Here is a 19,433-nt window from a genome sequence, read left to right as displayed (position 1 = left end):
CTCGCTGTCATCGATGCGACATCTTTCGTCGCAGCATGGTCTTCTGGCTTTCATGCGCGCAATCTAGCTTTGTCGCATCAATCATTGCCGCCAAAGGGAGCGTTTTTCCATGAAGAGCCATGCGCGTGTCGTCGTCATCGGCGGGGGTGTCGTCGGGTGTTCGGTGCTTTATCACCTGACCAAGTTCGGCTGGACCGATGTCGTCCTGCTCGAGCGCTCCGAGCTGACCTCCGGCTCCACCTGGCATGCGGCTGGCGGCATGCACACGATCAATGGCGATCCGAATGTCGCCAAGCTGCAGAAGTATACGGTCGAGCTCTACAAGGAGATCGAGGAATATTCCGGTCAGGATATCGGCCTGCACATGACATCGGGCCTGATGCTGGCGGCCACCAAGGAGCGCTTCGACTGGATGAAGTCGCTGCTTGCCAAGGGCAAGTATGCGGGCGGCGAGGCGACGCTGATTTCGGCGCAGGAAGCCTACGAGATGATGCCGCTCCTGGACCCGAAGCAGTTCGTCGGCGCGGTCTTCGATCCGCATGAAGGCCATCTCGACCCCTACGGCACGACCCATGCCTATGCGAAGTCGGCGAAGAAGAACGGCGCGGAAATCTATCTGCACACCAAGGTCGAGGATCTGGTGCAGCTGGAAGATGGCACCTGGCGGGTGATCACCGACAAGGGCGAAATCCGCGCCGAGCATGTGGTCAACGCCGCCGGTCTCTGGGCGCGCGAAGTCGGGCGCATGGTTGGGCTGGAACTGCCGGTGCTGGCCATGGAGCACATGTATCTGATCACCGAGGACATGCCCGAGGTCATCGAGTTCAACAAGACGACCGGCAAGGAGCTGATGCACTGCGTCGATTTCGACGGCGAGATCTATATCCGCCAGGAGCGCAACGGCATGCTGATGGGCACTTATGAAAAGGATTGCCGCCCCTGGTCGCCGATCGAGACGCCCTGGACCTTCGGCCATGAACTCCTGGCCGAAGACCTGGAGCGGATCACCAACGAGCTCGAAATCGGCTTCCGGCATTTCCCGGCCTTCAACAATGCCGGCATCAAGAAGATCATCAACGGCCCCTTCACCTTCTCGCCGGATGGTAACCCGCTGGTCGGCCCCGTACGCGGCATGACCAATTTCTGGTCGGCCTGTGCGGTCATGGCCGGCTTCTCTCAGGGCGGCGGCGTGGGACTGGCGCTTGCCAACTGGATCATCGAAGGCGATCCGGGCTTCGACGTGTTTGCCATGGATGTCTGCCGCTACGGCGACTATGCCACGCTCGCCTATACCAATGCGAAGGTGCGCGAAAACTATTCCCGCCGTTTCTCGATTCGCTATCCGAACGAGGAGCTTCCGGCAGCCCGTCCGCTGCTCACCACGCCGATCTACGACAAGCTGAAGGCTGCCGGTGCGGTCTTCGGTGCGTCCTACGGGCTGGAAACACCGCTCTGGTTTGCGCCCGAGGGTGTCGAGGACAAGTTCTCCTGGCGCCGCTCGACCGATTTCGAGGCGGTCGGCCGCGAAGCCAAGGCCGTGCGTGACAGCGTCGGCCTGATGGAGACCTCGGGCTTTGCCAAATATATGGTCAGCGGGGAGGGCGCGCGCGTCTGGCTTGATCACATGCTGGCTGCCAAACTGCCCGATGTCGGGCGCATGACGCTTGCGCCGATGCTGAACGAAGCCGGCAAGCTGATCGGTGACTTCACGGTTGCCAATCTTGACGACGAGGATTTCCTGGTGATTGGCTCAGGAATTGCCGAGGACTATCACATGCGCTGGTTCGAGAGCCATCTTCCCGACGACGGCTCCGTTGATGTCGAGGCGCTGAACCTCAGCCTCGTCGGCCTGTCGATCGCCGGGCCGAAGTCGCGCGATGTGCTGGCCAAGCTCACCCATCTCGACGTCTCCGACGAGGCCTTTCCCTTCATGGCGATCCGGGAGATGGATCTCGGCATGGCGCCGGCCATTGTCGGGCGTGTCAGCTATACCGGTGATCTTGGCTACGAGATCTGGATGCGACCGGAATACCAGCGCTACCTGTTCGATGCATTGATGGAGGCCGGGGCCGAGTTCGGCATTTCGCTGTTTGGTCTTCGGGCGCTGAATGCGCTGCGGCTTGAAAAGGGCTTTGGCAGCTGGTCGCGCGAATATCGACCACTTTACGGACCGCTGGAGGCGGGGCTCTCGCGTTTCGTGGCACTGAAGAAGGAAGCGAGCTTCATCGGCAAGCAGGCAGCACTCGAGGAGAAGCTGTCAGGTGGTTCCTTGAGGCTGAGAACCTTTGTCATCGAAGCCAAGGATGCTGACGTCATCGGTGACGAGCCGATCTCCTACAGGGGCGAAGTCCGTGGCTGGGTCACCTCCGGCGGTTATGCCCATGCAAGCGGTGTGTCCGTCGCACTTGGCTATGTGCCGAAGGAAATCGCGGACGAAATGGATGGCTGGGCTGTGGAAATCCTCGGTGAGATCATTCCCGCCCGGCTGCAGCCGATGGCGCTTTTTGACGCCAATGGGTCGCGGATGCGCGGGTGAACCATTTTCGGCAAGAATGCACTTGTATTTGTGCATTTTTGTGATCCGTCGCGGCGCTTTGGTGGCTGCTGAAAATCTTCGCTTTTATGCCTCTTTTTTGGCAGATCTGTGCTTTCTTGCGTCAAAAGCCCTGTTCACGCACAGTTTTTGGCGTGAAGTCGCCATTTTTGCCTTCACTTTTCTGTTCAAAGCGGTAAGGAATCCCCGACGCCCAACACCCGAAAGGGACAACAAAAAGAGACGCAACACCGAGGCGCGTCCGGGGGATAGTATATGGACTACTTTATCCAGCAGCTCATCAACGGGCTGACTCTTGGATCGATCTATGGTCTGATCGCAATCGGCTACACCATGGTCTACGGCATCATCGGCATGATCAACTTTGCCCATGGTGATATCTTCATGCTCGGCGGTTTCGCCGCGCTTATCGCCTTCCTCATCCTCACATCATTCTTTGCCGGTGTGCCCGTGGCGCTTGCGCTTCTGGTCATGCTGATCGTTGCGATGATCATGACGAGCTTGTGGAACTGGGTGATCGAGCGGGTTGCCTATCGGCCGCTCAGAGGCTCCTTCCGCCTTGCTCCGCTGATTACCGCAATCGGCATGTCGATCGTGCTTTCCAACTTCATCCAGATTTCGCAGGGTCCGCGCAACAAGCCGATCCCGCCGCTGGTCAGCGATGTTCTGCATTTCGGCAATGTCACCATCGCCTTGAAGCAGGTCATCATCGTCGTTGTCACGATCGTGCTGCTGGCCGGTTTCTGGTACATCGTCAACAGGACGCCGCTTGGCCGTGCCCAGCGTGCGACAGAGCAGGACCGCAAGATGGCGGCGCTTCTCGGTGTTGACGTTGACCGCACCATCTCGGTGACCTTCGTGATGGGCGCAGCACTCGCAGCCGTCGCGGGTACCATGTATCTGATGTATTACGGTGTCGCGAGTTTCCATGACGGGTTCATTCCCGGCGTCAAGGCGTTCACTGCGGCTGTTCTGGGCGGCATCGGCTCCTTGCCGGGTGCGGTCATTGGCGGCCTCCTGATCGGTCTCATCGAAGCGCTCTGGTCGGCCTATTTCAGCATTTCGTACAAGGACGTCGCGACGTTCGGAATCCTTGCATTCGTGCTGATATTCAAGCCAACCGGCATCCTTGGCCGACCGGAAGTCGAGAAGGTTTGACATCATGGACAATTCTGCAAACGCAACCGGTGCTCCATCCTCCGGCCTTATGGCGCGTGCCGTCAAGGAAGGCCTGTTCGCCGGCCTTCTCGCCCTTGGCATGTTCAGCCTCTATATCGGCATCAAGACCGACCAGAACATGGCGAACGAGCTCATCTGGTACCCGCGCTGGGGCTTGCTGGCGACCTTCGTTGCCATCGCGGCTGTTGGTCGCTTCCTCATGGTCGCTTTCCTGGTGCCATGGTATGCGGGCCGCAAGGCGCGCAAGGTCACCGGCAAGCTGCCGGCGCACGAGATTGATGCCAAGCCGGGCTTCATCAAGACGCACTTTCTGAAGATCGCTCTCGTCGCGCTGATCCTCTATCCGCCGGTCATCGTCATGCTGACGGGCTTCCAGGGATCGCTGAAGTATGTCGACAACCTGGGCATCCAGATCCTGATCTACGTGATGCTGGCCTGGGGTCTCAACATCGTCGTCGGTCTTGCCGGTCTGCTCGATCTTGGCTACGTGGCCTTCTATGCGGTCGGAGCCTATTCCTACGCGCTGCTTGCCCAGAATTTTGGTCTGTCCTTCTGGATTCTCCTGCCACTGGCAGGCATTCTGGCGGCCTTCTGGGGCATCATTCTCGGTTTCCCTGTCTTGCGATTGCGAGGAGACTACCTCGCAATCGTGACACTGGCCTTTGGCGAAATCATTCGTCTGGTCCTGATCAACTGGCAGGACGTCACCAAGGGAACCTTCGGTATCTCCAGCATTCCGAAGGCAACCCTGTTTGGCATCGAATTCAACGCTTCGCCGGACGGTTTTGCCAAGATGTTCGATCTGCCGATGTCGTCGGCCTACTACAAGATCTATCTCTTCTACATCATCCTGGCGCTGTGCTGCCTGACAGCCTATGTCACGATCAAGCTCCGTCGCATGCCGATCGGTCGGGCCTGGGAAGCGCTGCGTGAAGACGAGATTGCCTGCCGTTCGCTCGGCATCAATACCGTCACGACAAAGCTGACCGCCTTTGCGATCGGCGCGATGTTCGGTGGATTTGCCGGCTCTTTCTTCGCCGCCCGTCAAGGCTTCGTTTCGCCTGAAAGCTTCGTGTTCCTTGAGTCGGCCGTCATCCTTGCGATTGTCGTTCTCGGTGGCATGGGCTCATTGACGGGCATTGCGGTTGCGGCCATCGTCATGATCGGCGGGACGGAGCTTCTGCGTGAAATGCAGTTCCTGAAGCAGATCTTCGGACCCGATTTCACACCGGAACTCTACCGTATGCTGATCTTTGGTCTGGCAATGGTCATTGTCATGCTGTTCAAGCCGCGTGGCTTTGTTGGCAGTCGACAGCCGACGGCGTTCCTCAAGGAGCAAAAGGCCGTTTCAGGCAGCTTCACCAAGGAAGGTCACGGCTGATGGCTTCCAAGGATACAACAATGAAAAATGATACAATCCTCAGTGTCGAGCATCTTTCGATGCGGTTTGGTGGCCTGATGGCCATCAACGACCTGTCCTTCCAGGCCAAGCGTGGGGAAATCACGGCCCTGATTGGCCCCAATGGCGCGGGCAAGACGACCGTGTTCAACTGCATCACGGGGTTCTACAAGCCGACGATGGGCATGATCACCATGCACCATTCTTCCGGCAAGGATTACCTCCTCGAGCGCTTGGATGATTTCCAGATCACCAAGACCGCGAAGGTTGCCCGTACCTTCCAGAACATCCGTCTTTTTACGGGTCTGACAGTTCTGGAAAACCTGCTTGTCGCGCAGCACAACATGCTGATGAAGGCGTCCGGCTATACGATCATGGGTCTGTTGGGTATGCCAGCTTACAAGCGGGCTGCCGAAGAGGCCATCGGAAAGGCCAGGGTCTGGCTTGAAAAGGCCGATCTGATCGAGCGTGCGGATGATCCGGCTGGCGATCTTCCCTATGGTGCTCAGCGCCGTCTGGAAATCTGCCGGGCCATGTGCACAGGGCCGGAGCTTCTGTGCCTGGACGAGCCGGCCGCGGGCCTCAATCCAAAGGAATCGCTCGCGCTCAATCAGTTGCTGAAGAGCATTCGTGACGAGGGGACATCGTTGCTGCTTATCGAGCACGACATGTCTGTTGTCATGCAGATCTCCGATCACGTCGTCGTTCTGGAATATGGTCAGAAGATCTCTGACGGTACGCCGGATCACGTGAAGAACGACCCGAAGGTCATTGCGGCCTATCTGGGTGTCGAGGATGAAGAATTGGATGAAGCAATCCACGAAGTCGAAGCTGTTGCCGGGGAGACGAAATAATGTCTGGTGAACCGCTTCTCAAAGTCGAGGGTGTCGAAACCTATTACGGCAATATCCGGGCCCTCGCCGGTGTCGACGTCCATGTGAACAAGGGTGAGATCGTGTCGCTGATCGGGGCCAATGGCGCCGGCAAGTCGACCCTGATGATGACGATCTGCGGCAGCCCGCAGGCGCGCAGCGGTCGGGTTATCTTCGATGGTGAAGACATCACGAAGCAGCCGACGCATCTGATCGCCCGCCGTCGGATTGCGCAGTCCCCCGAAGGCCGTCGTATCTTCCCGCGCATGACCGTTCTGGAGAACCTCCAGATGGGTGCGGGTCTCGACAACATGAAATATTTCCAGGAAGACGTGGAGAAGATCTTTGCGATGTTCCCGCGCCTCAAGGAACGCCAGAGCCAGCGTGGCGGCACGTTGTCGGGCGGCGAGCAGCAGATGCTCTCCATTGGCCGCGCATTGATGGCGCGTCCGAAACTTCTGCTTCTTGACGAGCCGTCGCTCGGTCTCGCACCGCTGATCGTCAAGGGCATCTTCGAGCAGATCAAGAAGCTGAACAAGGAAGAGGGGCTGACCGTCTTCCTGGTGGAGCAGAATGCGTTTGCGGCGCTGAAGCTGTCCGATCGAGCCTATGTCATGGTCAACGGCAAGGTGACGATGAGCGGCACGGGCAGGGAATTGCTGGCCGATCCTTCGGTCCGGGCGGCCTATCTCGAAGGCGGCCATCATTGAGCGCGCGGAGGAACTGACATGCAAGGCTTGTTTTTTGAAAGTGACACCACCGTTCGCATCGTATTGCGGGTGATGGTGATGTTAATTGGCTTCTGGACCGCCTGGCGTACCGGGCGTGCCGTAGCCGAGAGCTGGCAGAGCTATGGTACGGTCGTGTTTTACACGCTCGGACTTGGGCTCGTCATGCGCTTCCTGCATTTCTCGCTGTTTTCGGGTCCCTTCATCAGCCCGTTCTACTACGTCATTGACGTCGTAACACTACTGGTCTTCGCCTTGGCTGGATTCCAGTCTCGGCGGGCGACCCAAATGGCCGATAACTATTATTGGCTCTATGAAAGAACTTCCTATTTCTCGTGGAAGAAGAAAGATTGACAAGCCGTTGTTTTCTGTCCCAGATTGGCGACAGAAGGCCTCGGCCTCGGACAAAGAGTGGAACAGTTTTCCGGCGCAGTTGCAGCGGGTATTGCGCAGGCTTAAACAAAATCAACCCGCTTAAAAAATTGGGAGTCAAAATATGAAGAAGTCTCTCCTCTCGGCAGTCGCGCTGTCGGCGATGGTCGCCTTCAGCGGCAATGCCTGGGCTGACATTCTCGTCGGCGTAGCCGGTCCTCTGACCGGCCCTAACGCTGCTTTCGGTGCACAGCTCCAGAAGGGTGCTGAACAGGCTGCTGCCGACATCAATGCTGCTGGCGGCATCAACGGCGAAATGATCAAGATCGTTCTCGGTGACGACGTTTCCGACGCCAAGCAGGGCGTTTCGGTTGCCAACAAATTCGTTGCCGACGGCGTCCAGTTCGTCATCGGTCACTTCAACTCGGGCGTTTCGATCCCGGCTTCTGAAGTCTATGCCGAAAACGGCATCCTTCAGATCACGCCTGCTTCGACCAACCCGAACTTCACCGAGCGTGGCCTCTGGAACACCTTCCGCGTTTGCGGTCGTGACGACCAGCAGGGTGCTGTTGCCGGCCAGTACATCGCCGACAACTTCAAGGACGTGAAGGTTGCTGTCGTTCACGACAAGACGCCTTACGGTCAGGGTCTGGCTGACGAAACCAAGAAGGCCATGAATGCTCTCGGCGTGACGGAAGTCATCTATGAAGGCATCACCCCCGGTGAGAAGGACTATTCGGCCCTGATCGCCAAGATGAAGGATGCCGGTGTTGGCGTTGTCTACTTCGGTGGTCTTCACACCGAAGCTGGCCTGATCATGCGCCAGATGGACAGCCAGGGCCTCGACGCCGTTCTGATGTCGGGTGACGGCATCACCTCGAACGAACTTGCTTCGATTGCCGGTGACGCAGTTGACGGCACGCTGATGACCTTCCCGCCGGATCCGCGCCAGAACCCGAACGCTGCTGATGCAGTGAAGAAGTTCCGCGACGCTGGCTTCGAGCCGGAAGCCTACACGCTCTACTCCTACGCTGCGATGCAGGTCATTGCTGCAGCCGCTGCTGCTGCCGCTTCGACCGATCCGGAAGCTGTCGCAACCGCGCTGAAGGAAAAGGGTCCGTACACGACCGTCATCGGCGAGCTGAGCTTCGACGAAAAGGGCGACATCACCCGTCCGGACTACGTCATGTACACCTGGAAGAAGGGCGAGGACGGCAAGTACTCGTACTTCCAGAACATGTAATCAATCCGCATTGCGGTTGACGGAAAACCCGGCCTTGAGCCGGGTTTTCTGCGTTTGAAGCAGAGCGTCAGTGAACATTTTTTGCTTGTTTGCTGCTCTCTCACCATGACCGAGGCGGGGAGGTACTGCGTCAGAGGCAGCGCTCGAACCGCAATTCGTCCGCCTCCTGGCCGAGGCATTCCCAGCCTGCCTTGCGGTAAAGCTGTTCGGCGCGCGTGCCGGGACCGGTGGTGAGCCAGATACGGTTCCAGCCGGATGCCTGCAGCACCTCACAGGCTTGCTCCAGCAAGGTGCGACCGATCCCGCGTCCTTCGAACCGCTCATCCAGAAAGAGCGCCCAGATAGATCCATTGCGTGGATCGGCGGCGGAGAAGCCGGCGATCGTGTCATCTTCGACCCAGAGATAGATGCCGGGATGGTCGATGAACCACTCGACATCGGCAACCGTCACCTTGGACGGATCGGACAAGCGGTTTTCACGGACATTGTTGCGAATTTCAAAAATCCGATCGATGTCGGCTCGCGTCGCCCTGCGGATCATATTTGCCTGCCCTGGTCAGCTCTCGTGCAACACCTGCGCTGCCCTGACTGCAGCGGAGGCACGGTTTTCGACACCGAGTTTGGCATAGATCTGCTCAAGATGCTTGTTAACGGTGCGGGAGGAGAGGCCGAGAATTTCACCGATGTCGCGGTTTGCCTTGCCGCGCGCAATCCAGACCAGGACTTCGCTCTCTCTCTGCGTCAGGCCGAAGCGATGGCGCAGCAGTTCGTCGTCGCTGTGGCGGTTGGCTGCCGTCAGGCGGAACAGGTATTCGTCCGTCCCAATCGTGCCAAGGAAGCTCAGTTGCAGTGTCTGGCCACTGCGGCTGGTAAAGGCGAAGCTTGAGTCCTGTCCGCTGTCCGGGCGACGCTGTATGAGCCAGGCAGCGGTTGCGGTGGCAACCGCACTGATCCCGTCGCTTGCCCCGGTCGCGGCATCGATCAGGTGGCTCGCCTGCGGGGTCGTCCAGTGCACCGTGCCATTGCCGCGCACGGCCAGAAGATGGCGACCGGCGGCGTCGAGCGCCACGCGGGCGCTCTGGGCGGATTTCGCATTCGACAGATGGACGCGGATGCGGGCGCGCAGCTCATCGATGTTGATCGGCTTGGCCAGATAGTCGACACCGCCGCATTCCAGCGCCTTGACCACATGTTCGGTTTCGGTCAGCCCCGTCATGAAGATGACGGGAACCTGGGCGACGGCGGGATTTGCCTTCAGCCGCGTGCAGGTTTCGAAGCCGTCGATCCCTGGCATGACGGCATCGAGCAGGATCACGTCCGGACTGATCCGGTCAACGATCGAAAGGGCGGCATGGCCGGAGGTTGCGATCAGGACGGAAAAGCCAGCTTCCTCCAGCGCATCGGTCAGAAAGCCCAGCGCTTCGGGGCTGTCATCCACCAGGAGAACGATGTCTCTCCGGTTGGCTTCACCCATCGACCTGCTCCTTGTCTGACCGTATTGATGTCAGAAAGGTCAAAAGACCGGCGAGATCAAAGGACTGGACATAGCTTCTGGCACTCGAGACGAAGTTCATGTTGTCCTGCTCTCCCGCCAGCTCGCTGAGCTTGGCCTCTATGCCGCGCACATAGCCGATTTCGGTCAGGCGGATCAACTCATCCAGATGCTGGCTTCCGGGAGATTTCGGCGCAGCCGACATGATCGTGGCCAGATCAGGTGCAGCAAGGCGAGGATCGTCGGCATAGATCCATTCCAGCCCGAGGAACATTGCCAGCTTGTCGCGCAAGCGGGAGATGTCCACCGGCTTGGCAAGGGCGTCATCATGCCCCTCGCCACCGGGAGCCGGTGCGTCGCCGACATTGGCGGAGAGCATGATCATGGGAGCCTTTTGTCCGGCTTCGCGCAGTTTTTCCACCAGTTGCCAGCCATTCATGCCCGGCATGGAGATATCGACGAGGAAGAGGTCCGCCTTCATACCTTCCACCAATGTCAGGCATTCGGGGCCACCATTGGCCGTCATTATGACGAAATCGAGTGGCGCCAGAACCTCGCGCATCAGGTCGCGATGATCCTCATTGTCATCGACAACAACGATGGTCCGGCGTGGGCCGGTATAGGATACGATCCGTCGCTCCGGGGCAGGGGCCGTATTCGGTCGGTCGATCGCCGAGAGCATCAGCCTGACCTTGAAGCTCGACCCCTTGTCGATCTCGCTGGTCACCGAGATTTCGCCACCCATGGTGTTGGTCAGGAGCTTGGTGATGGTCAGGCCAAGACCCAGGCCTGGTTTCGGCTTGACGCTATCGGCCTCGCCACGCTGGAAGGGCTCGTAGATCCGCTTCAGATCTTTCTCCGGAATACCGCGTCCGGTGTCGGAAATCGTGAAGGTCGCGACCTGGCTGCGATAGCTGACCTCGAAGCGAACCTCACCTTCCTCGGTGAACTTGATGGCATTCGACAGGAGATTGACGAGGATCTGGCGGATGCGGCGCTCGTCGGTGCGGACATAGAGCGGCAGGTTCTTTGAGCGGATATGGACGAAATTCAGCCCCTTGGCGGTTGCCTGCGGCGTGAACATGTCGACCAGCTGGTCGAGGAAGTCCTGGATATTGACCTCATTCGAAAAGACCTGGAGGCGGCCGGCCTCTATCTTCGAAATGTCGAGCAGCCCGTCGATCAGGCCGGAAAGATGGTCCGCTGAGCGGCGGATCACCTTGATTGCCGACTGGCGCGGCACCGGGATCGTCTCGTCCCGTTCCAGGATCTGGGCATAGCCGAGAACGGCGTTGAGCGGCGTGCGCAATTCGTGGCTGAGGCCGACGACATAGCGGCTCTTGGCACGGTTCGCGGCTTCGGCTGTTTCCTTGGCGTACTGGAGGGCCGCGTCCGTCTTCTGGTGGGCGGCGATTTCCTTCAGAAGCAGCGTGTTCTGGCGGGAAGATTCCTCTTCGGCCACAACCCGGCTGTCATGGGCCAGTACATAGAACCAGGAAACGATGCCGGCGATGATGGCGAAGATGAAGAAGACGACTGTGACCGTGCGGTTGACCACATCAGCCATTTCGGGGCTTGCGGCATTCACCTGATGGGCAATCAGCGCCAGAATGCCGCCGATCATGGAGATCGACATCATGGCCGTCAGGGCATAGCGGCCCAGGCGGGTCGAGAGCGTCTCGATGACGGATTGAGGCAGGAATGTCCGCGCGACGGTGGTTGCCTGCGCGTTGATCTTGGCATGTGGCTTGCACATGTCATGGCAGCGGCTGTCAAGCGTACAGCAGAGCGAGCAGATGGGCGCTGCGTAAGCAGGACACCAGGCCATGTCTTCCGGCTCGAAGGGATGTTCGCAGATCGAGCAGGTGATGTTCGTCAGGTTCTTCCAGCTCTGGCGGGGCTTGCGGGCGAGATAGTATTTGCCATCGGTCGCCCAGGCGATCACTGGCGAGATCACGAAGGCAAGCAGCGTCAGGAAGGTGGCCATGGAGGCCATCAACTCGCCGAAAGCGCCGAAATGGGCGGCGAGCGCGATTGCCGCGGCGAGCGCCATGGTGCCGCAGCCGACCGGGTTGATATCGTAAAGATGGGCGCGCTTGAATTCGATACCAGGCGGAGACAGGCCGAGGCGCTTGTTGATGAAAAGGTCGGCGGAGATGGCGCAAAGCCAGCTCATGGCAATGATGGAGAAAATGCCGAGCGTTTCTTCCAGCAGCCCATAAATGCCAAGTTCCATCAGGAGGAGGGCAATCGCGACATTGAAGACCAGCCAGACGACACGGCCGGGATGGCTGTGGGTCAGGCGGGAGAAGAAGTTCGACCAGGCGAGCGAGCCCGCATAGGCGTTCATCACATTGATCTTCAACTGCGAAATGACTACGAAACCCGCCATCAGGAGGAGAACAGCCGTCTCGTTCGGGATCATGTAGCCGAAGGCTGCGACATACATATGGGCAGGGTCGGCGGCTTCGGAGATCGGCACGCCGGTCGACAGTGTCAGAACTGCAAGGAAGGAGCCGGCCAGCAGCTTCGGGACGCCAAGCACGACCCAGCCCGAACCCGCCAGGAAGATTGCCACCTTATGACGGAACTTCCGCGCGCCCTCGGGCGGCAGGAAGCGCAGGAAATCCACCTGTTCGCCGATCTGTGGCATCAGGGCGAGAATGATCGCGGAGGCCGCGCCAAATTCCACAAGGTCAAAAGGTGCGGTCTGGTTCAGCCCCGTATTTGAATGATCGACACCGGCAAAGGCGCGCCACAGCTCGATCTTCTCCCAGTCGAGGAAGGCTATGAAAATGAAAGGCAGGATGTTGAGGACGATCCAGAAGGGCTGGGTGATCAGCTGAAAACGGGAAATCATCTTGACGCCATGGGTCACGAGCGGCAGCACGATGACCGATGAGATGATGTAGCCAAGCCAGAGTGGTATGCCGAAGGCGAGTTCCAGCGCCGTCGTCATGATCGCGGCCTCGATGGCAAAGAGCATGAAGGTGAAGCCCGCATAGATCAGCGAGGTCAGCGTTGAGCCCATATAGCCGAAGCCGGCGCCGCGCGTCAGAAGGTCGATATCGACCCCGTGGCGGATTGCATAGCGACTGATCGGCACGCCGACGAGCAACATGATGATGGCGGCAACGACGATCGCGAAAAAGGCGTTCGTGGTGCCATAGGCAATGGTAATGGTGCCGCCGATCGCCTCCAGCGCCAGAAAGGAAATCGCGCCGATCGCCGTATGGGAAATGCGGCTGGAGGAAAACTTGCGGGCGCTCTTGGCCGTAAAACGCAGGGCATAGTCTTCCAGCGTCTGGTTCGCGACCCAGCGGTTATACTCGCGGCGGACAGGGATAATGCGTTGGCGTGCCGGCATGCCTAAATTCTGGCTTCCCTAGGAAAATGATCGTCGTTTAGGCATTTTCATGGGAATCGATAGAATAGCAAGGCCTGTCACCGCTCGGTTTGCATTTGCCAGAGTGATCCGCAACCAATTCCTGAACGCGTCTCATCGGATTTATTCGATACTCCCTCTTTTGCCCCCTGACCTACGTCAAACGACGTATACGGTTTTGCGGCGCAGCATCGGATAGTCCCCCTCAGCAACGGTTAAATTCTGTTAACCGCCCGGCTGCGAACAAGAAGAGGGGTTCTCGACCATGACATTCAAGATGAAGCTTACAGGCGCTCTGATGGGCGCAATGCTGTCGACCACGGCCTTCCACGGCGCATTTGCTCAGGAAGACACGATCAAGATCGGCGTCCTGCACTCGCTGTCGGGCACGATGGCCATTTCAGAAACGACGCTGAAGGACGCTGTCCTGATGCTCGTTGAAGAGCAGAACAAGAAGGGCGGCGTTCTCGGCAAGAAGCTCGAAGCCGTCGTCGTCGACCCCGCTTCCGACTGGCCGCTCTTTGCCGAAAAGGCGCGCGAATTGATCTCCAAGGATCAGGTTGCCGCCGTTTTCGGTTGCTGGACCTCGTCTTCGCGCAAGTCCGTCCTGCCGGTCTTCGAAGAACTGAATTCGATCCTTTTCTATCCGGTCCAGTACGAGGGTGAAGAATCCTCGCGCAATATCTTCTACACGGGTGCTGCTCCGAACCAGCAGGCAATCCCGGCAGTTGACTATCTCGCCGAGGGCGAAGGCGTCGAGCGTTGGGTTCTGGCCGGTACCGACTACGTCTATCCGCAGACGACCAACAAGATCCTCAAGGCCTATCTGATGTCCAAGGGCGTTGCCGAAGAAGACATCATGATCAACTACACGCCCTTCGGTCACTCCGACTGGCAGACCATCGTTTCCGACATCAAGAAGTTCGGCTCCGAAGGCAAGAAGACCGCCGTCGTCTCCACGATCAACGGTGACGCCAACGTTCCTTTCTACAAGGAACTGGCCAACCAGGGCATCAAGGCTGAAGACATTCCGGTCGTAGCCTTCTCCGTCGGTGAAGAAGAGCTTGCCGGTCTCGACACCGCACCGCTCGTCGGTCACCTGGCTGCCTGGAACTACTTCCAGTCTGTCGACACCGAAGCCAATGCCGAATTCATCGAAACCTGGCATGCCTTTACCGGAGACACCAAGCGCGTCACCAATGACCCGATGGAAGCCACCTATATCGGCTTCAACGCATGGGTGAAGGCCGTCGAAGCAGCCGGCACGACCGAAACCGATGCCGTTCTCGACACGATCATCGGCGTGACCGTGCCGAACCTCTCCGGCGGCTATGCCACCGTGATGCCGAACCACCACATCACCAAGCCTGTCCTGATCGGTGAAATCCAGGCCGATGGCCAGTTCGAAATCGTCCAGGAGACCCCGGCTGTCGTTGGCGACGAGTGGTCCGACTACCTGCCTGACTCCAAGGATCTGATCGCTGATTGGCGCAAGCCGATGGAATGCGGCAACTTCAACGTTGCCACCGGCAAGTGCGGCGGCAAGGGCAGCTGATCATCCCTTTCCTTCGGGGAACAGATATCCTGAAAGACCGGATGAGGGGGAGGCGAAGCCTTGCGGCTCCCCCTCATCGCCTCGCATGTGCTCCCTGTTCTTTCCCGCGCGGGAGGAGGTGGAGCAAGCCGCAATCGCCGATTTGCTGACTGGCGACGGGGGACTGCCACCATGACATATCGAATTCTCGCACTGCTTTTCACCCTCTTTGCGTTCGTGGCGCCGAGCCTGGCTCAGGACGACCCGCGCGAGCTTATCAATGCGCTGGGGGAAGCGAATTTTCGCGAAGCAGAACAATTGATTGGCCAGATTGCGCAAACAGGCGATGCCCGCGTCGTGCCGATGCTCGAAGCCTTTGCCGAGGGCAACCTGTTTGTCCGTAAGGCTGATGGTATTGTTGTGACGGCGAAGGAAGAGGGGCGGAACCTCGAAGCCTTCGATGCGCTGACCGGCGAGAGTCTTGGCGAGGGACCCAAGGCGGCTTTCACCAAGATCCGCGTGAACAACAATCTGCGCCGGGCGCTTCGCTCGGCTCTTGGCGGTCTGACGCTGCTCAGCCCCGACAGGGCGGTTCGCCTCTCGGCAGCCCAAGCGGTGTTGCAGTCTCCGAGCCCAGAAAATCTGGAACTCGTTGAGGCTGCCCTTGCCAAGGAAACCGATGCCGAGGTCAAGACGCGCATGGAGCAGGCGCGTGCCGTTTCGCTCCTTGCGTCCGATCGATCGATTGACGAAAAGCGCGCCGCTATCGAAACCGTGGCGTCTCTTGGCGGTCGTGAAGCCATTGGCATCCTGATGTCGGCGTCCAATTCCCTTGATGAGAGCCTGAAGCCTGATCTCGATACAGCCATTGCCCAAATTGAGAGCAAACTCAGGCTCTGGGATGCTGCAGAAAATGTCTGGTATGGCATTTCGCTGGGGTCTGTCCTGCTGCTCGCCGCTATCGGGCTTGCCATCACCTTTGGCGTTATGGGTGTCATCAACATGGCCCATGGCGAGATGGTGATGATCGGGGCCTACTCCACCTTTGTGGTGCAGCAGGTCATCCGGACGAATTATCCGGGCCTGTTCGACTGGTCGCTTGCCATCGCCCTGCCAGTGGCCTTTCTCGTGACGGCGGTGGTCGGACTTGTCATCGAGCGCGGTGTTATCCGCTTCCTCTATGGTCGGCCGCTTGAGACACTGCTCGCCACCTGGGGCGTATCGCTCATCCTGCAGCAGTCGGTCCGCACCATATTCGGTCCAACGAACCAGGAGGTCGGAAACCCGTCCTGGATGTCCGGTTCCTTCATGCTCGGCGGCATGACGATTACCTGGAACCGGCTGTGGATCGTCCTGTTTGCCCTGACCATATTCTTCGCCTTGCTCGCTTTGATGAAAAAATCCTCCTTCGGCCTGCAGATGCGTGCCGTCACCCAGAACCGGCGGATGGCGTCCTCCATGGGTATTCGTACGCCCTGGGTCGATGCTTTCACCTTTGCGCTCGGCTCCGGCATTGCCGGCATTGCCGGGGTGGCGCTCAGCCAGATCGACAATGTCTCTCCAAACCTTGGACAGGCCTATATCATCGACAGCTTCATGGTCGTGGTGTTCGGCGGTGTCGGCAATCTCTGGGGAACGCTGGTCGGCGCGATGTCGCTCGGCATCCTCAACAAATTCCTTGAGCCATCGGTCGGTGCTGTTCTCGGCAAGATCCTGGTTCTGGTGCTGATCATTCTCTTTATCCAGAAACGTCCGCGCGGTCTCTTCGCGCTCAAGGGAAGGGCGGTGGAAGCATGATTACCGGCTTCATCCTTCGCGCACTGGAAGGCCGGATCGTCATTGCGGTCGGCATTCTGGTGGCCATTTCACTCGTCGTTCCCGCTTTGAACCTGCTTCTGCCGAGTGATCATCCATTCCATGTGCCGACCTATGTCGTCTCTGTCATGGGCAAGTATCTCTGCTACGCGCTGCTCGCGCTGGCGCTCGATCTCGTCTGGGGCTATTGCGGCATTCTTTCGCTCGGTCACGGCGCCTTCTTCGCGCTGGGCGGTTATGCCATGGGCATGTATCTGATGCGCCAGATCGGTTCGCGCGGCGTCTATGGAGATCCGATCCTTCCGGACTTCATGGTGTTCCTGAACTGGAAGGAACTGCCGTGGTTCTGGCATGGCATGGACATGTTCTGGTTCGCCATGCTGATGGTGCTCTTCGTGCCGGGTCTGCTTGCCTTCTTCTTCGGCTGGTTCGCCTTCCGCTCCCGCGTCAACGGCGTCTATCTCTCGATCATCACTCAGGCGATGACCTATGCGCTGATGCTCGCCTTCTTCCGCAATGACATGGGCTTTGGTGGCAACAATGGTCTGACCGACTTCAAGGAAATCATCGGTTTCAACGTGCAGGCCGATGGCACACGCGCCACCTTGTTCGCGCTGTCGGCACTTTTCCTGGCTGTCTGCCTGCTGATTGCCTCGGGCATCACGCGCTCGAAATTCGGCAAGGTGCTGGTCGGGGTGCGTGACGCCGAAAGCCGGGTTCGCTTCCTTGGCTATCGGGTGGAAAACATCAAGCTCTTCACCTTCGTTGTTTCGGCGATGATGGCGGGCATTGCCGGTGCGCTCTACGTGCCGCAGGTCGGCATTATCAATCCGGGCGAATTTGCGCCCGCCAACTCGATCGAAGTGGTGGTCTGGACGGCTGTCGGTGGTCGCGGCACGCTGATCGGGCCGATCATCGGAGCGGTTCTCGTCAATGTCGGCAAGAGCTACTTCACCGGTGCCTTCCCCGAACTCTGGCTGTTTGCGTTGGGTGGGCTCTTTATCTTCGTCACGTTGTTCCTGCCCAAGGGAATTGTCGGCACGGTCCAGCACTATCTGGCCCGTCGCAAGGAATTCCGTGACGCCGACGGTGCCGAGGCAGAGGCTGGCATGACCGCGAAACCCCAGGCTGCGGAGTAAGGCCGATGATCGAGAAGACGACAAGAAGCCTGCTTTATCTCGACGGTGTTTCCGTTTCCTTTGATGGTTTCAAGGCACTCAACAACCTGTCCTTCATTGTCGAGCCTGGCGAGTTGCGTGCCATCATCGGCCCGAATGGCGCCGGCAAGACGACGATGATGGACATCATCACCGGCAAGACACGGCCCGACACGGGTGACGTCTTCTTTGACGGCGGCAAGGTCGATCTCACCAAGAAGGATGAGGCGGAGATTGCCCAGCTCGGGATCGGTCGCAAGTTCCAGAAGCCGACTGTCTTTGAGAGCCACACCGTCTGGGACAATCTGGAGCTTGCCCTCAATCGCAAGCGCGGTGTCTTCGCCACGCTCTTCTACAGCCTGACGGCGGTGGATAAGGCCCGCATCGAGGAAATCCTCGAAACGGTGCGCCTGACCCATCGCAAGGACGAACTGGCCGCCAATCTCTCCCACGGCCAGAAGCAGTGGCTCGAGATCGGGATGCTGCTTGCCCAGGAACCGAAGCTGCTGCTCGTCGACGAGCCCGTCGCCGGCATGACCGATGCCGAAACGGTCGAGACCGCGATCCTGCTTCGGGAAATCGCCAAGACGCGCTCGGTTGTCGTTGTCGAGCACGACATGGGCTTCATCCGCGACCTCGGGGTCAAGGTGACCTGTCTGGCGGAAGGCTCGGTTCTGGCGGAAGGCTCGATCGATTTCGTCTCGAGTGACCAGAAGGTCATCGAGAACTATCTGGGGCGGTGATGACCAAGCATCTTTTCCCCTCCCCAACCCCTCCCCACAAGGGGGAGGGGCTATATCCGCCAACGGCCTCGGAGAGTGCGGCAGGCGCTATCGGCTCGGTCTCTCCCCCCTTGTGGGGGAGATGGCCGGCAGGCCAGAGGGGGTATTTTTTATGGTTCATGAGGGGAACAAACCCATGCTGACAGTCGAAAACGTCAATCTCCATTACGGCGCAGCTCAGGCTCTGCGTGGCGTTTCCATCAATGCCGAGATGGGCAAGATCACCTGTGTGCTCGGGCGAAACGGGGTTGGCAAGTCGTCGCTGCTTCGGGCCGTCACGGGCCAGCATGCGGTGTCTGCCGGAACGATCACCTTCAATGGTCAAAAGCTCAACGGCATGGCGCCGTTCAACCGCGCGCGTGCCGGTGTCGGCTATGTGCCGCAGGGGCGCGAGATCTTTCCGCTCCTGACCGTTCGCGAAAACCTCGAAACCGGCTTTGCGCCGCTGCAGCGGCAGGATCGCAAGATCCCGGAGGACATTTTCAGCCTGTTTCCGGTGCTGCAGACCATGCTGTCGCGGCGTGGCGGCGACCTGTCGGGCGGTCAGCAACAGCAGCTTGCCATCGGTCGTGCCATGGTCACGCGGCCGAAGATCCTTGTCCTCGACGAGCCGACAGAAGGCATCCAGCCCTCGATCATCAAGGATATCGGACGGGCCATCAAATATCTGCGCGATTCGACCGGGATGGCGATCCTGCTGGTCGAGCAGTATCTGGATTTTTGCCGCGAGCTTGCCGATCACGTCTACATCATGGACCGTGGGGAGATCGTGCATGAGGGGGCTGCCGAGACGCTTGACACTGCCGAGGCACGCCGTCACCTGACCGTCTGAGACCGCTTGTCTCGAAACCGAAAACATGCGACGCCTAGGAAATAGGCGACGCAAAGACTTGCGTCATATTTCATCACTCTATGGCGCTG

15 protein-coding genes are annotated in these 19,433 nt (G+C 59.0%); 12 read left to right on the top strand and 3 right to left on the bottom strand.

Features of this window, described 5'->3' with window-relative positions:
- Positions 1–109 precede the first annotated feature (109 nt).
- From FE840_RS16960 to FE840_RS16930, 7 genes are all read left to right on the top strand, one after another.
- Positions 110–2,536, top strand: coding sequence for a GcvT family protein (locus FE840_RS16960; protein WP_138287802.1), 2,427 nt, complete (start codon positions 110–112; stop codon positions 2,534–2,536).
- A 273-nt stretch (positions 2,537–2,809) separates the two neighbouring features.
- Positions 2,810–3,712: a branched-chain amino acid ABC transporter permease gene (locus FE840_RS16955; protein ID WP_138287801.1), complete on the top strand. Its 903-nt coding sequence runs from the start codon at positions 2,810–2,812 to the stop codon at positions 3,710–3,712.
- Between the two features lie 49 nt (positions 3,713–3,761).
- The gene (livM, locus tag FE840_RS16950) at positions 3,762–5,114 is read left to right on the top strand and encodes a high-affinity branched-chain amino acid ABC transporter permease LivM (RefSeq protein WP_425502216.1); all 1,353 of its coding nucleotides are present in this window, start codon (positions 3,762–3,764) and stop codon (positions 5,112–5,114) included.
- A 20-nt stretch (positions 5,115–5,134) separates the two neighbouring features.
- Positions 5,135–5,986 (top strand): ABC transporter ATP-binding protein, encoded by an 852-nt coding sequence (locus tag FE840_RS16945; protein WP_246318800.1) that lies wholly within the window; start codon positions 5,135–5,137, stop codon positions 5,984–5,986.
- A complete protein-coding gene (locus tag FE840_RS16940) occupies positions 5,986–6,714 on the top strand; it encodes an ABC transporter ATP-binding protein (RefSeq protein WP_138287798.1) in 729 nt (242 codons plus the stop codon). Before FE840_RS16945 ends, FE840_RS16940 begins: the two co-directional genes overlap by 1 nt.
- An 18-nt stretch (positions 6,715–6,732) precedes the next feature.
- Positions 6,733–7,086, top strand: coding sequence for a DUF6867 family protein (locus FE840_RS16935; RefSeq protein ID WP_138287797.1), 354 nt, complete (start codon positions 6,733–6,735; stop codon positions 7,084–7,086).
- A gap of 142 nt (positions 7,087–7,228) precedes the next feature.
- Entirely contained in the window at positions 7,229–8,347 is a 1,119-nt protein-coding gene (locus FE840_RS16930) for a branched-chain amino acid ABC transporter substrate-binding protein (RefSeq protein WP_138287796.1), read from the top strand.
- A gap of 130 nt (positions 8,348–8,477) precedes the next feature.
- Here FE840_RS16930 and FE840_RS16925 read toward each other — a convergent pair whose 3' ends face one another.
- Genes FE840_RS16925 through FE840_RS16915 form a run of 3 tightly spaced genes read right to left on the bottom strand, consistent with a single transcriptional unit; the run spans position 8,478 to position 13,206 of the window.
- Positions 8,478–8,888 (bottom strand): GNAT family N-acetyltransferase, encoded by a 411-nt coding sequence (locus FE840_RS16925; RefSeq protein WP_138287795.1) that lies wholly within the window; start codon positions 8,886–8,888, stop codon positions 8,478–8,480.
- 15 nt (positions 8,889–8,903) lie between these two features.
- The gene (locus FE840_RS16920) at positions 8,904–9,821 is read right to left on the bottom strand and encodes a response regulator transcription factor (protein WP_138287794.1); all 918 of its coding nucleotides are present in this window, start codon (positions 9,819–9,821) and stop codon (positions 8,904–8,906) included.
- Complete coding sequence (locus FE840_RS16915) at positions 9,814–13,206, bottom strand: hybrid sensor histidine kinase/response regulator (RefSeq protein WP_138287793.1); 3,393 nt, start codon at positions 13,204–13,206, stop codon at positions 9,814–9,816. The genes FE840_RS16920 and FE840_RS16915 overlap by 8 nt, the downstream gene beginning before the upstream one ends.
- Before the next feature lie 283 nt (positions 13,207–13,489).
- Here FE840_RS16915 and urtA point away from each other — a divergent pair, with 283 nt between their 5' ends.
- From urtA to urtE, 5 genes are all read left to right on the top strand, one after another.
- Complete coding sequence (urtA, locus tag FE840_RS16910) at positions 13,490–14,779, top strand: urea ABC transporter substrate-binding protein (protein WP_138287792.1); 1,290 nt, start codon at positions 13,490–13,492, stop codon at positions 14,777–14,779.
- A 171-nt stretch (positions 14,780–14,950) separates the two neighbouring features.
- Positions 14,951–16,555, top strand: coding sequence for an urea ABC transporter permease subunit UrtB (gene urtB / locus FE840_RS16905; protein ID WP_138287791.1), 1,605 nt, complete (start codon positions 14,951–14,953; stop codon positions 16,553–16,555).
- Positions 16,552–17,712, top strand: a complete 1,161-nt coding sequence (gene urtC / locus FE840_RS16900) for an urea ABC transporter permease subunit UrtC (protein ID WP_138287790.1) — start codon at positions 16,552–16,554, stop codon at positions 17,710–17,712. The genes urtB and urtC overlap by 4 nt, the downstream gene beginning before the upstream one ends.
- Positions 17,713–17,717: 5 nt before the next feature.
- On the top strand, positions 17,718–18,473 hold the full coding sequence (urtD, locus tag FE840_RS16895; protein WP_138287789.1) for an urea ABC transporter ATP-binding protein UrtD: 756 nt from the start codon (positions 17,718–17,720) through the stop codon (positions 18,471–18,473).
- 175 nt (positions 18,474–18,648) lie between these two features.
- Positions 18,649–19,344, top strand: a complete 696-nt coding sequence (gene urtE / locus FE840_RS16890) for an urea ABC transporter ATP-binding subunit UrtE (protein ID WP_138287788.1) — start codon at positions 18,649–18,651, stop codon at positions 19,342–19,344.
- The last annotated feature ends 89 nt before the right edge of the window (positions 19,345–19,433 follow it).

It is taken from the genome of Peteryoungia desertarenae, assembly GCF_005860795.2.
Lineage (GTDB): Bacteria > Pseudomonadota > Alphaproteobacteria > Rhizobiales > Rhizobiaceae > Allorhizobium > Allorhizobium desertarenae.
Note: the sequence above shows the minus strand (reverse complement) of the source record. Positions and strands in the feature narration are given on the sequence as shown.